Consider the following 14,280-nt stretch of genomic DNA (forward strand, 5'->3'; position numbering starts at 1 on the left):
CTTATGTTAGCATGGCGTGCAGCCATGCGTCAACTGTTTGGTTAAAGTTATAATATTCAGCATATTTTTCTTCCTTTACACAAACAATGAAATAAAAAAGCAGAATGGTGGAACGGTCATGTTGAAACAACGAAATCACGGTATATGGATACTTGTACTTATTGTCACTTTAGCATTATGTTCATTAGCTTCCGGGCAGACGCAGGCGAGCGCACATCGAGTGGATTCTGAGACATCAGATCCGCAAAAACGGTTGGTTGCTATCGTCATCGACGACTTCGGCAACGGGATGACAGGCACGGAAGAAATGATGAAGCTGCCGGTGAAGTTCACGACAGCCATCATGCCGTTCCTGCCTACGACGAAGCAGGATGCCGAACAATCGCATAAGATGGGACATGATGTCATCGTCCATATGCCGATGGAGCCGAATAAAGGGCTTAAGAAATGGCTGGGTCCAGGCGCGCTCACGACTGATCTATCCGACGAAGAGGTTCGCAAGCGGGTGGAGGCGGCGATCGATGATGTGCCGTATGCAGTCGGCATGAACAACCATATGGGCTCGAAGGTGACGGCAGACGAGCGCATGATGCGTATTGTCCTTAGCGTCTGCAAGGAGCGCGGCTTGTTTTTCCTAGACAGCCGCACCACTTACAAGACGGTTGTTCCCAAAATTGCAGGAGAGCTTGGCGTACCACTCGTATCCAATGATGTGTTTCTAGACGATGTGTATACGGAACAGCATATTTCAAAGCAAATATTGCTGCTGCGCAAGCATATGGAATCACATCAGATAGGCATTACGATCGGTCATGTCGGCCCATCTGGTCTTAAAACAGCTTCCGTGCTGAGACATTCAATTCCACTCATGCAATCCGACGTACAGTTCGTGAAGCTTTCCGCACTTGTGAGCGGCTCAGCGGGCGATCCATTTATATTGCCGAATCCCTGAAGCGACTGCTTCGGCGATTTCTTGCTGCTTGACCGGATCGGTTAACATGGCGCGATCCCTTTCGGAGCTGATGAAGCCCATCTCAACGATGACGGACGGCTGATGAACGCGTCGCAGTAAATAGAAGGGTGTGCCTTCGCGCGGCAAAAACTTCGTGTTTTGCTGTCTATTAAGCGCATCCTGAATACAGAAGGCAAGCAGCGCGCTTTCGCCGCTAGTCTGATGAAGTACAAGCGGACCGTACTTGGACTTGTTCTTGGTTGAGTTGACATGCAGGCTGACCAGAAGCTCGCTGTCGATTTCTTCGGTTAATTGCCTTCGCTGCGACAAGTCTTTGCGATGGCGGGATCGGCTAATATGCCAACGATTGTCTTCGCTAAGCGCATAATCGCTTGTACGGTTCATAACGGCAGCAATGCCTTGCGCCCGCAAGATCGCATACAGCTTATGGGCTACAGCGAGGTTAATATCTTTTTCCAGCATATCGCCATAAGCAGCGCCTCCGTCGACGCCTCCATGACCAACGTCGATGATGACGACGGTATTCGGAAGCGCCCAATCAAACCCCGACTTCGATATGACAGGCTGGAACGGCATCGCAGCCGCCGAATGCGAAGAACTGGATGCCAGCAGTAATAAGGCGATTAGGCACATAAGCAGGGAACGGTGCATAACAGGAATTCCTCCATCGCGTAAAGTGATACGCTTATCGTGGCTTATCGGAGGAAAACTCATGCATGTTTATGTTGGGAGCAGGCGGGGAAAGCTTATATTATCAAGCGTAAACGGCAGTCGCCATTTTTTGGCGGCGCAAGCAAACGTTTCGCGGAGAAAAATAAGCACAGTATAAACAAAGATTTTATACTTTCTTATATTTGAACAAAATGGGCTGGAGGAGTGATCGCAATGGCTATCAAAGGCGGTAAAGAATTAGCAACTTTTGTGACGGAGCAATTCGTGACCTATATGGAGACGCCGAAGGAACAGCGGAAACAAACGAAATCGTCAGCCAAAGCATTGAGGGAGCCGTGGCTGACACGTTGGTTCGGATGGGGACCGGCAAGCTTGATGATTTGGTGGAAAATAAGGGCGGAGCGTCAGAGCGTCTCAGCTATAAAAAGAGCCAAGCCCCAACAAGAGCTGTAGCGGAATGTAGCGGCGCAGTCCGCTATCTTCGCCAGCTTCCAAAGCGATATAAGCATGCCCGCTTGTCCAGCTGTGATAGCCGACAACAGACCAGGCATATAACATTTGGCCATCGAACCGCTCGGCGATATACCGCAGCTGTTGTTGGCCATTTATTTTGACAAGCAGGGATGAGTATTTGACTGGATTTATGTCCAGCGGCTTATTCGTGGGCCAAGACAGCTTGGCGTATGGATCGAATGAAGCGAGCGAATGTGATTTTTGAAGCTTATGCTCGGTATGGGCTTGGAATAAAGCAGCTTGCGATCGTTCGGTCTTGGCAGACGTTTCCCAACCTTCAGCGGTAACGGGCAATTGTTCGCCGGTCGCAGCATCGGTGTAATAGGGGTTGCTGTCGGACGTTATTTTCCAAGCGGCAAGCAACGGGTGAATGTAGATGCGTTCAGCACTAACCTTATCGATGCCTGTAGACTTGTTAAGTCCTAGTTGGAGCATAGAATGCTCGAAAGATTGTCCACCGAATAGAGGCGCACTGCTTAAGCCATACTCCCCTAATTGATAACCTCCCGCTTCCAAAGCATTCAATACCATATATCCGAGGATGGCTTGCTTATTATTCTTCACAAGCACAAGCCAGCTATGCGTACCCGGTCCCAGTGCGGAAATCGATAAGTCCGCATTATTCCAGCTTGTGAATTGAGGCTCTGATGCGATTTGATTGGCAAAAATACGGGCTTGATCGCTAATTTCATCAGATATTACCGTAGCTTGAACAGCTGCTGCATTAGCACGAATTTCCTCTGACCCAACAATAGAATTCGCATTAGTGAGACTGCCTAAGGAATAAAGCGGCAATCCGATCAAAGCAATTGAAGCTAAAATTTTCCGCCATTTCAAAAGTGGCAAGGAATGATCCCCCTTCCGCATTGTCTCGATTAGGGACAAGCCTGTCCTATGTCTAGAATTGTACGCTGCAGGCAGCAAAAAGACTGTTGCAACTTGTCAGGCGAAGGCGGCCTTCCGACCGCCTTTTTTTGACGTATCCATGCGAATGTGGTCATAATTCTGTCAATCGATGCCCTCGAGGTGGATGATGCCGCAGTTAATGGCGGATGCCGTCACGCGCGGCTCGAATTGCCAACGAATTTCGGCTTGCCGCTGAACGAATTGCTCCTCGATAGCAGCCTTCGTTTCTTCAAGGGCGTTCGAGATCAGCGGCTCATAGTAGCCTGTGATTCTTGCCAGCTCTTCCTCAAGCCTTGCGGACGCTTCACCTGCCCAGCCGTAATCGTAGCTCTTGAGCTTACGTTCCAGCGCGGCTTCTACGATACTCATCGCTTTGTTGTAAGACAGGCCATTGCGCGTAATGTGGATGTTGGAAGGCAGACGGGGCGTAAGCTTCATAGTGACCAAACGATCATGGAATTGCTCCACGCATAAGCCGGTGGCTAGCGATACCCCAAAGCTGTGAATCTCCTCGCGCTTGCGATCGCAAGCGAATTCGACGCGCATATTGACGGCCAGCCAAGCGGTGTAAGGAGAAGAGCTGTATGGATGCGGACTTTTTTTGTCCATCTCCTGAAACAGATAAACGAAGCTGCCCTTGGACTTGGCCGCATCGAACAGCTGCTCCAGCTTACGCGAGCCAAAATAAAGATCCTCGCGCGGCACGCGAACATTCGAAGCCAAGCTGCCGTGAACGAACCCGAGGGAGCGGCTTAAAGCCGCATTCGCCGCTTGATCCTCTTCTGTTTCTGCGGGGGCAGCGGCTGTCTTGGAGCCTGCTGCTTTGTCGGCCTCCATCGCGTCATACTTCTGCTTATCGGTAACGAGCAGATAGGTCATCGTCTCCGGCTCCGTACCTAACCGATCTACGAAGCTCCAATAATAGGGGCGGTTCGTCAGTTCGCGGTCTGCAAAAGGGGACAGCTTGACGGTGAAATGAGACGGCGACTTTTCCAAAATCGAGCATTCCGTTGCTTCCAAATACCGGTTGACGAACTTATGGACTTGTTTCTCGTTCATGGGCGCACCTCCACCGTTTGTCCGAGCTTGTCCGTGTGGATAATCAGCTCATGAGAATGCGATTGCGTTCGTGAAGGAGTTAGAGGCTCGTCAGCCGTTGCCGTCGATTGCACCTCACCGCGAATTTGACTAAGCGAACTGCCCAGCTCGCTCATCTGGCGTTTTAAGTCTTGATCATTTCCCGCTTCGAGAAGCATACGAGCCAGCCGTTGCTCGATGGAGCCGTCGCCTTTCTCGAAACGCTCTAGAATATGGTCCAGCTCGCCGATCACGAGCTCGAATAGGTTGATCTTCTCATGAAGCAACCCCACGATATGCTCTTCAATCGTTCCTTGGGTACACAAGTTATAAATTTTCACATCCTCGGTCTGACCAAGACGATGCACCCGTCCTATTCGCTGCTCGACGCGCATCGGATTCCAAGGCAGATCGAAGTTAATCATGTGGTGGCAGAACTGCAGATTGATGCCTTCGCCGCCAGCCTCCGTCGCAATCAACACCTGAGCGCGTCCGCGGAACAGATCCATCATCCAGTCCTTTTTGCCCCGATTCATACCGCCCCGATAAGGGACGGCAATCATATTGTGCGCGCGGAAGAACTGCAGCAAATACTCTTGCGTTGCCCGATACTCCGTGAAAATAATGACCTTCTCGTCCATAGCTTTCACGAGCTCGAGCGTCTTCTCGGCTTTCGTATTCGCTTTGATGCTCTTGATCTTCTCGACGAGCTCCCAAATCTTCGGACGCATCGGCGAATCCTCGCTCGTCTTCTTGAACAAATTAACAAGCGTAAGGAAAACGGCGTCGCGGCTGCTGCATACTTCACGCTGCAAAGTTACGAGCGACAGCATGCTGGTCAGATCGCCTCCGCTTTCGTTATAGCGTTCCTTAACGAAGCCGGTTACGGCATCGTAGAGCGCTTTCTCGTCTTCGGACAAGTAGAGCGGGATATTGCGTACGACCCGTTTCGTAAAATGAATGCCTCCGTCGCCGCGCCGATTGCGGATCATGACGCCGGACAACGCTTCTTGCAGCTGATCCTCGTTTTTCGGAAGACGCTTGTCGACAACGAAGTTGGCTGCGAAGTCGCTTTGGCCGCCTAGTTGGCCCGGCTTGAGCAGCGTGATGAGATTGAACAGCTCGTCGAGATCATTTTGAATAGGCGTCGCGGTCAGCAGCAGACAATATTTTTTGCGAAGCAGATTCGCAAATTGGTAGTTCGTCGTCTTCTTGTTCTTGAGCTTGTGCGCCTCGTCGATAATGATGAGGTCATAGTCGGTGTTCAATACGAGCTCGCGATGCGGATCGCGCTTGGCGGTGTCGATCGAGGCAACGACGACGTCATAACCCCAGGTATGCTCGCGTTTCTGCGCAACGGCGGAAATGCCGAACTTCTGATTCAGCTCCCGCACCCATTGGAGCACGAGAGAAGCGGGAACGAGAATGAGCGCGCGCTTCACAAGCCCGCGAACCATATATTCTTTGAGCACGAGGCCTGCTTCGATCGTTTTGCCAAGGCCTACCTCGTCGGCGAGAATCGCTCTGCCTCCCATCTCGTGCAGCACTTTGCGCGCGGTACTGATCTGATGAGGCATAGGCTCGAATTCGGGTAGGCTGCGCAAGCACTGCAGTTGTTCGAAGCTTTCAATTCGACGCGCTTGCTCTGCTTCCATCGCGAGCTGATAGAGTGTCCAGTCATCCCATGGACCACCCTTGGCAATGCGGTTCTGAAGCTCATCGAACCAGGAACGATCGTATTGCAGATCGACTAGCGGATGAAGCTTTTTCGTAACGTAAGAGATTCCCGTATCGGTTGAACTAATCTGTGGCTGGTTCGTAAATGACATGGAGATCAGCTCCCTTCCGCATGGATTAGGCATAAGTTGTCATTAGTATGGCCCTTTCAACAAAGATTAATAAGATGGCTTATAAAAAAGAGTGCGGACAAGCCTGAGCGAGATAGATGTCATGTAAGCGGAGTTCGTGTAGGAAATTCGAGGAAAACAAGACTATAAATCAACATATAGTATAGTATAATAAGGTCAAGGCACAATATATTGTGAATATCGTTGGATTCGAACGTAGGGAAGACGAAGCGAATGGAGCTTGAGAGGAGACTGTGACGGAGATGAGTACAGAGCAGGGAACGAGACTCGAGGGACTTAGCGAGAAAATATTTTTGGATCGTTACGCATGGAAGCAAGCCGATTCCAGTCAAGTCAAGGTCGGCGATACGGTGCTCGTCTTGACGAAGGATGATACGAAGTTTCCAACCAAAGAGGTCGGTGAAGTTACGGAGTTGTCAAGCAGCGGAGGCAATGTCAAAGTTCGGCTGAGGAGCGGCGATGTTGTTGATACGACAACCGAGAAGCTGTCGCTTACGATCGAGCGAACACCGGAGGAAATGTGGGAACGTCTAGCGAAAGCAATGGCTTCGGCAGAGCTGACAGAAGATAAACGCAAGGAGTGGCAGGAGCGTTTTCGATATATTTTAGACGATTGGAAGCTTGTGCCTGGAGGCAGGATTGCGGCAGGGGCTGGCGCGAGCGAGGAGCTGACTCTATTCAATTGTTATGTCATCCCATCGCCGAAGGATAGCAGAGGCGGCATTATGAAATCACTCACGGAGATGACGGAAATTATGGCCCGCGGCGGCGGCGTCGGCATGAATCTATCCTCGCTCCGTCCGCGCCGTTCGATCGTCGCAGGCGTTAACGGCTCATCCAGCGGGGCAGTTTCTTGGGGAGGCTTGTTCAGTTATACGACGGGGTTAATCGAGCAGGGCGGAAGCCGAAGGGGAGCCTTAATGCTAATGATCAATGACTGGCATCCTGATGTGATGGAGTTCATTACGGTCAAGCAGACTATGGGGCAGGTGACGAATGCCAATCTGTCCGTATGCGTCAGTAATGCGTTCATGCATGCGGTTAAGGAAGACCTCGATTGGGAGCTTGTTTTTCCGGATACGAAGGAAGAAGGCTACGACGAGCTATGGAGTGGCGATCTTGAGGCGTGGCGCCGAATGGGCAAGAAGGTTATTCATTATAAAACCGTTCGCGCGCGCGATATATGGCAGACAATCATCGAATCGGCTTGGAAGTCTGCAGAGCCCGGCGTAGTCTTCATGGAGTATTACAACCAAATGTCGAACAGTTGGTATTTTAATCCGATTATTAGTACTAATCCTTGCGCGGAACAAGGGCTTCCTGCATGGGGAGTATGCAACCTGTCGGCGATCAATTTGTCGAGATTTTATGATGAAGAGAAAGATGATGTTGCATGGGATGAGCTAGCGAAGGTGACGCGATGGTCGGTACGTTTTCTAGATAATGTGATCGATACGACGCCGTATCATTTTGAGGAAAATGAAAAGAACCAGAAGCTGGAGCGCCGTATTGGGCTTGGGACAATGGGGCTTGCGGAATTGATGATTAAGCTGCGAATTCGTTATGGGAGTCCAGAATCGCTTCAGTTTCTTGATAAGCTGTATGGGTTTATGGCGAGAGAGTCCTATTTGGCATCATCCGACATTGCCGGAGAGAAGGGATCGTTCCAGGCTTTCGAGTCAGAGCCGTTCCTGCAAAGCGGATTCATGCGCAACATGACTGAACAGTTCCCCGAGGTCGGGCAAGCGATTAAGAATAACGGGATGAGAAATGTGACCGTTATAACGCAAGCGCCGACGGGCAGCACGGGTACGATGGTCGGCACTTCTACGGGGATTGAACCTTACTTTGCATTCGAATACTACCGGCAAAGCCGACTTGGCCATGACAAGCAATATGTGCCGATTGCCGCGCAGTGGAAAGAGGAGCACCCGGGTGAGGAGCTTCCCGATTATTTTGTAACGTCGATGAGCTTGTCGGCGGAGGATCATATTCGCGTACAGGCTGCGATACAACGCTGGGTGGACAGCTCGATCTCGAAGACTGCGAATTGCCCCGCCGACTTCACTGTAGAGGAGACCGCGCGGCTGTATGAGCTGGCGTTCGAGCTAGGGTGCAAAGGCGTAACGATCTACCGCGACGGTAGCCGCGATGTGCAGGTGCTGTCAACGAAGAAGGAGGATTCAGCGATTACGGAAGCAGTTGTTGAGCCTCGGATAGTAGAACCGCAATCTAATAAAACGGAGCAAGTATTCGATAAAGAATACAAACGCCGTCCTCAAGTGTTGAAGGGTGCTACCTATAAGGTCAACACGCCGTTCGGAATGGCCTATATTACGATCAACGACTTGAACGGATCGCCTGCTGAAATTTTCTTGAACGTTGGTAAGGCAGGGTCGGACGTATTCGCCATGGCGGAAGCACTAGGTCGCGTCTGCTCGCTGTTCCTTCGTTACGGCGATCACGGCAATAAGTCGAAGCTGCTTATTAAGCATTTGAAAGGGATTGGAGGCTCGGGGGCAATCGGATTCGGCGTGAATCGGGTAGAGTCGATTGCCGATGCTGTGGCAAAGGCGTTGGAGATTCATACGGAGGGCGCTGAGGAGTATGCGGCAACAGTAGAAATTCCATTAACTCTGGCTACCTCCCAAGCTCCTCCATATGATGAGCGTGGAGCAGAGACATCCATTGACTTGTGTCCATCTTGCGGGTCAGCAACGCTTATTAATATCGAGGGATGCAAGCAGTGCAGTACGTGCGGATACAGCAAGTGTAACTAGATATATAATCAGAACGGTAAACAATTTTAATTGTGGGAGTAGTTAGAATGTCGATCATTTGGTCGTAATTCAGATTGTTCAAACGAAAGAAGCCTGACATTAATGTTAGGCTTCTTTGTTTTATTTGTTTCGAAACTCCTGTGGGGTGCTGCCATATTGTCTTTTGAAGATTTTGATGAAGTGTGGAGGAGCCAAGAATCCGAGTTGACCGCTTATTTCATTTATTTTAAGATCGGTAGTTCGAAGCAAATGGGCTGCGCGTTCCATACGGGTCCGATACAGATAATCGCCAATCGTCTCGCCAGTCACCGTTTTGTAGACCTTAGACAGGTAGACGGGATGCAGGCCGACGTGTTCGGCTACGGTTTGCAACGCGATACCTTCCGCTAGATGCCCCTGGATAAAGCTCCGAACCTTTGAAGCAATTAGTTGATGAGAGTCTTCGATCTGACCAGAGGCTTTATCTTTGAGACCTCCGATGATTCGCTTGGCCCATTCGTATATTCTCTGACTGGAAAGCAAGCTCTTCTTCCGCAGCATAAGATCGAATTCTTCGCCGAGCTGTTCTTCGAGCGTTCCGTCTTTCACAGAGAATGACAAACTGAACGAAGACGACAAGTAAAGCAGTATTGTGAACAGCTGATCGTGCGAACGCTCGTCGTTCGGGGTATTTATTGACAGAATTCGGCCGATCTTGGCGATCGATTCTTGCCAGCTTCCCGATTCCAATAATGCCGGAAGTAGCGGAGGCTCGAACAGAGTGACGAGGTTCTGATTCGGGATTTTTTCCGTTACTTCATCAATCGTTATAAAGTAGCTTCTATTTCCTCCGACATTGCGAGTAAACGCCATAACAGAAGCGTGATAAAGATCCGCCAAAGAACGGGGGAACTTGCGAATGCCGCTTAAGCAGACGGAAATCGAGCATTTTAAATATTTTTGGACATGCTGCTGAAGTTTTATCGCATAGGAATCTATCAAATCGGGCGATTGCATGTCCGTACATTTGACTAGAAACACTAAGTAGCCCTGATCGGTTGTACAGTGCCATAAGTTGAAGGACTCTCCGTATACTTCTTCCGCAATATTGCCTACCGCGTACTCCAGTAGCGATAAGGAATGTAAATCATACTCATAAAACTCCACCTCTAAGCGAATGACCATCATGACGAACGGGTCGGATGAACGGAGCGTGATGTCCAACATGGCTAATCGTTCGTCCAGTACATCCTCAGAAATCGGTTTGTTTTGAAGCAAGTCGTTGAGCAACTGATTGCGCAGGAGCGGTTTGTTGGCATGCAGCGTTTGTTTGATCCGCTGGTTGGAGCTGATCTCGGCCCATTCGCGTTCGATATCTTGAATAGCGGTTCCGACGGATTTGACTAGCTCTTCTACGTTGACTGGCTTGAGAAGGTAGTTGATCGTCTGATACTGAATCGCCTTCTGGGCGTATTCGAATTCGTCATGGCCGGACAATATGATGCAGCGGATTTTGCGAGAGAAACGTTTCACTCGTTCGATTAGCTCCAGGCCGTCTATCTCAGGCATTCGGATATCCGTGATCATGACGTCGACGGCGTGCTTGGCTGCAATTTGGAGCGCTTCATCTGCCGAGTACGCTCGGTGAACTTCATCGAAGCCGTGTTCTTCCCATGGAATAGTCAGCGCCAAGCTGTCAACGACAGATGACTCGTCATCGACGATTAGCAATTGGTACATGGATTATTCCTCCTCATATTCGCGGATCGGCCAACGCAATGTAACGTACAAGCCTCCGAGCTCGCTTTGGCCGATTTCCATACTTGCTGATGGATCAAAATGAATATGCATGCGCTGCACAATGTTCCAGAGAGCACAGCCCATTGTATCATCAAGAGGTTGTTTGATACGCTGCTGCAATAATTGGATATCTTGCAATGACATGCCCTTCCCGTCATCCTCGATGATCAGACTGTATTGGTTATCGCCTTCACGTCCAGTTATACGAATGCAGCCTGCGAGTTTTTTCCTCTCGATCCCATGAATGACGCTATTCTCCACTAGCGGTTGAAGGAGCAGCTTCGGAACGGATAACCGCTTCATGGTATCCGGTACATCGATTTGATAGCGGAGCCGCTCCATCCGAAGGCACTGAATGTTGAGATAGTTCTCGACAACGCCTAATTCTTTTTCCAATGTTGTAAGCGGCTCGTTAAGCCGGGTCGTATACCTGAAATATTGAGCCAAATTTTGAGTCATGGCCGTAACCGCTTCATCATTGCCTAGCCGAGTCATGTTATTGATAAAGAAAAGGCAATTATACAAGAAATGCGGATTGATTTGAGCTTGCAGCTGCTTGACCATGGCTTCTCGCGAAACGATTTTTTCCTTATACACTTTCTCGATCAGATCCTCGATCTGGGCAGCCATATCGTTGAAGTTTTCGTAGAGGAAGTCGAATTCGTTCCGGCTCATCCGCGTAATCCGATGATTAAAATTGCCGCGCTTGAGAAGTCGGACGCTCTTAATCAATGTAATAATAGGCACTTGAACTTTCCGATACAAAAAAGAAACGATGGCGACACCGGCCAAGAATAGCATGACACAGGCAATGTAGAAAAAGGTTCTCGTCTTCTCGATAGGCTGTAGTGCAACGTCAAGGGGCAAATAATCAACCATAAAAAAACCCAGTTTCTCCGATCGTATGAAATTCGCCATATAATCAATCCCTTTAACCGTAACGACCTCGCTACCTTCGTCGCGTCCCGATATGAAAGGCTTTAGCTTGTCCAATACTTCGGCAATTTCCGTCTTGTCTGCTCCTTGATTTGGAATGACAGGACCGCCGGTTTGATAGAAAAACGAAACGTTATTCTCTATTTTGGCTCTGTCCAGCATCTCGCGCAAATTGTTTTGCGGAAATGTGACTCGAATCGTAAAGCCTTGTTGCACTCGGTACGAGGAGAATCTCCCTAGATTGGGATCGAACGACCACGTGTCCGCAGACGATTCCGTCGGCGGGGCGGAGCGTTCAGACGTCGTACCGATCCATCTGCCAAGATGGTCGGAAAAGATGCTGATTTGGTTATTCCACCCTTCGGAGAAACTCTGCAACTTCATTTTATCCGTCAGATCCAGCACGAGTTGAATCTGTTCATAGCTGTCCAGCAGGTCGATAGAAGGCAGTAGTCCGACTTTCGAATCCGTCTGGAGCGCAGTGGCCAGCATGTCCAACTGCTCGACATTATGATCAAGATTGTTCACCAAGAAACGGATTCGATTTAAATTGTTGTTGCGGATATCATCTCTAACTGTATCCAGGCTCGTATTGACGGTATACGTATACATAATCAAAACGATGACGGTCGTGAGCAGTGTTAGCAGCAGCATACTGTAGAATGTTTTATATTGTTTGAACATAACGTATCGATTCCTTTACGGGAGGTTCGGGTATGCTCCCATTGTAGGCGTCCAGAACCCCTTTTACAATGCCGAAGGGCTGAATCACAGGGGGAACTTAAGATCGCGTTATCCATCTTTGGATTTCTCTATATCGGACAGGAAAGCGGCGGTCTTACAATGAAGGCAGAAAGTCGACTTCATGTGTAGGAGGTTCTTATGGAAACCGCAATGAACACCGCATCAAAAGCAATCACAAGGGAACCCAAGAAAAAGATCGTACGACGAAGAGACAACTGGCAGCTTTATCTCATGCTGCTGCCGGCCGTCGTCCTTACCGCCGTTTTTGCTTACGTCCCTATGGGCGGCCTCGTAATGGCGTTTCAGGAATACAAGCCGTATTTGGGCATTACTGGCTCGAAATGGGTTGGGATGGATCAATTCAAATTTCTATTTGAATATCCGGATAGCGTACAGGTCATTTGGAATACGCTCCGCATCGCGGTGCTGAAGCTAGTCTTCGGAACAACCGCAACACTTACGTTCGCTTTATTATTGAACGAGGTGCGCAAAAAAGTCGTACGTAATACGGTTCAAACTTTCGTTTTTCTTCCGCATTTTTTATCATGGGTCGTGCTAGGAGGTATTTTTATCGAATTGCTTGATCCCAAGACCGGTTTAGTGAACCAATTGATCGCGGCGTTCGGGTACGAGCCGATATTCTTCTTAGGCGACAACAACTGGTTTCTGGTCACGGTCGTTACAAGCGAAGTTTGGAAAGAATTCGGGTACGGCGCAATTATTTTCCTCGCGGCGCTGGCTGGCATCAACCCGGCGCTTTACGAAGCTGCTCAACTTGATGGTGCAGGAAAATGGAAGCAAACGCTTCACGTGACGATTCCGGCAATCATTCCGACGATTGCCGTAGTGCTCGCTTTGTCTCTTAGTCAAATTTTAAATGCAGGCTTCGACCAAATCTTCAACCTGTACAACACCCTTGTTTACGAGAAAGGCGACATCATCGATACGTTCGTTTATCGCATTGGCCTGATCGATGGCAATTACAGTTTCGGCACGGCTATCGGATTGTTCAAATCGATTGTTGGTCTGGTTCTAATCATCGGTGCATACCGAATGGCATACAAGGTAGCCGGGTACAGAATATTCTAAGGGGCGATTTATGATGCAAGCAATGTCTTCAGCAGAGCGCATATTCCAACGATTCAATAACATATTGATGATCATTCTAGCTTTACTTTGCATTATTCCTCTTGTACACGTGGTTTCTCTCTCGCTCAGCTCGAGCGCGGCAATTATGTCTAACAGCGTAACCTTTTGGCCGCAGGGCCTTAATTTTAACGCTTATGTCGTCGCGCTAGAGAATCCGAAGCTTCTGGGTTCACTTTGGATCTCGATTCAGCGAACGGTGCTCAGTCTGCTGCTCGGTCTTATGGTCAACTGCTTGGCCGCGTATGTTCTGTCCAAAGGCGGGGGAAGAGACGGCATCGCGGGGTATAAAGGATTCGTCGGATTTTTTATCGTCGCCATGCTGTTTAACGGCGGGATGATTCCGACTTACTTGCTCGTCACGAAGATCGGGCTATACGACTCGATTTGGGCATTAGTGCTCCCGGCGCTTGTGAACGTATTTTATCTCATTCTAATTATGAATTTTTTCAAAGCGCTGCCTAAGGAACTGGAGGAAGCTGCTTTCATGGACGGTGCGAACCATTGGCAGGTGTTCGCGAGAATGTTTTTGCCGTTATCGCTCCCCGTCCTTGCAACGGTAGGGATGTTCATGGTCGTCAATGATTGGAATGAATGGCTCGCGGGATCTATTTACATGAAGACGGACAATGTCCCGCTCAGTACGTTCTTAAAGTCGATCATAGCGGTTCCGATCATTGACGCAAGCAACGCAGAAGAGGTCGCTAAACTGAATAGCCGCGCGATAGGAGCGGCACAGATTATGATCGGTGCACTGCCAATCCTGCTCATTTATCCTGTTCTGCAGAAGTTTTTCACACAAGGCATTGTGATTGGAGCTGTAAAAGAATAAAGAACGGTTGACAGTCCCATGTTAAGATAACGTTATTCGAAGTTTATGATGCGT

At 49.3% G+C, this 14,280-nt stretch carries 11 protein-coding genes; 5 read left to right on the top strand and 6 right to left on the bottom strand.

The window, feature by feature from the left end; translation table 11 throughout:
- Nucleotides 1–118: 118 nt before the first annotated feature.
- Nucleotides 119–952: a divergent polysaccharide deacetylase family protein gene (locus V8F51_RS02710; RefSeq protein WP_337098512.1), complete on the top strand. Its 834-nt coding sequence runs from the start codon at nucleotides 119–121 to the stop codon at nucleotides 950–952.
- On the opposite strand, the gene V8F51_RS02715 is transcribed toward V8F51_RS02710, so the two are convergent.
- Nucleotides 917–1,624, bottom strand: a complete 708-nt coding sequence (locus tag V8F51_RS02715; RefSeq protein WP_337098513.1) for an N-acetylmuramoyl-L-alanine amidase family protein — start codon at nucleotides 1,622–1,624, stop codon at nucleotides 917–919. The two genes, V8F51_RS02710 and V8F51_RS02715, sit on opposite strands and share 36 nt — an antisense overlap.
- 234 nt (nucleotides 1,625–1,858) lie before the next feature.
- Here V8F51_RS02715 and V8F51_RS02720 point away from each other — a divergent pair, with 234 nt between their 5' ends.
- Nucleotides 1,859–2,098 carry a YqzE family protein gene (locus tag V8F51_RS02720; RefSeq protein ID WP_337098514.1) on the top strand — a complete coding sequence of 80 codons (240 nt, stop codon included), beginning with the start codon at nucleotides 1,859–1,861 and terminating at the stop codon, nucleotides 2,096–2,098.
- Here V8F51_RS02720 and V8F51_RS02725 read toward each other — a convergent pair.
- From V8F51_RS02725 to V8F51_RS02735, 3 genes are all read right to left on the bottom strand, one after another.
- Entirely contained in the window at nucleotides 2,060–2,995 is a 936-nt protein-coding gene (locus tag V8F51_RS02725) for a hypothetical protein (RefSeq protein WP_337098515.1), read from the bottom strand. The genes V8F51_RS02720 and V8F51_RS02725 overlap by 39 nt on opposite strands.
- A gap of 171 nt (nucleotides 2,996–3,166) precedes the next feature.
- Nucleotides 3,167–4,123 (bottom strand): YqhG family protein, encoded by a 957-nt coding sequence (locus V8F51_RS02730; RefSeq protein ID WP_337098516.1) that lies wholly within the window; start codon nucleotides 4,121–4,123, stop codon nucleotides 3,167–3,169.
- On the bottom strand, nucleotides 4,120–5,970 hold the full coding sequence (locus tag V8F51_RS02735) for a DEAD/DEAH box helicase (protein ID WP_337098517.1): 1,851 nt from the start codon (nucleotides 5,968–5,970) through the stop codon (nucleotides 4,120–4,122). The genes V8F51_RS02730 and V8F51_RS02735 overlap by 4 nt, the downstream gene beginning before the upstream one ends.
- 281 nt (nucleotides 5,971–6,251) lie before the next feature.
- Here V8F51_RS02735 and V8F51_RS02740 point away from each other — a divergent pair, with 281 nt between their 5' ends.
- Nucleotides 6,252–8,789: an adenosylcobalamin-dependent ribonucleoside-diphosphate reductase gene (locus V8F51_RS02740; RefSeq protein ID WP_337098518.1), complete on the top strand. Its 2,538-nt coding sequence runs from the start codon at nucleotides 6,252–6,254 to the stop codon at nucleotides 8,787–8,789.
- Nucleotides 8,790–8,909: 120 nt separating this feature from the next.
- Here the strand turns inward: V8F51_RS02740 and V8F51_RS02745 are convergent, their stop codons facing one another.
- Complete coding sequence (locus V8F51_RS02745) at nucleotides 8,910–10,508, bottom strand: response regulator transcription factor (RefSeq protein ID WP_337098519.1); 1,599 nt, start codon at nucleotides 10,506–10,508, stop codon at nucleotides 8,910–8,912.
- A 3-nt stretch (nucleotides 10,509–10,511) separates the two neighbouring features.
- Complete coding sequence (locus V8F51_RS02750) at nucleotides 10,512–12,188, bottom strand: histidine kinase (RefSeq protein ID WP_337098520.1); 1,677 nt, start codon at nucleotides 12,186–12,188, stop codon at nucleotides 10,512–10,514.
- A gap of 198 nt (nucleotides 12,189–12,386) precedes the next feature.
- Here V8F51_RS02750 and V8F51_RS02755 point away from each other — a divergent pair, with 198 nt between their 5' ends.
- Nucleotides 12,387–13,337, top strand: a complete 951-nt coding sequence (locus V8F51_RS02755; RefSeq protein WP_337098521.1) for an ABC transporter permease — start codon at nucleotides 12,387–12,389, stop codon at nucleotides 13,335–13,337.
- Nucleotides 13,338–13,482: 145 nt separating this feature from the next.
- On the top strand, nucleotides 13,483–14,226 hold the full coding sequence (locus tag V8F51_RS02760; protein ID WP_337098522.1) for a carbohydrate ABC transporter permease: 744 nt from the start codon (nucleotides 13,483–13,485) through the stop codon (nucleotides 14,224–14,226).
- Nucleotides 14,227–14,280 lie beyond the last annotated feature (54 nt).

Source organism: Paenibacillus sp. YIM B09110, from assembly GCF_037167145.1.
Classification (GTDB): Bacteria; Bacillota; Bacilli; order Paenibacillales; family Paenibacillaceae; genus Pristimantibacillus.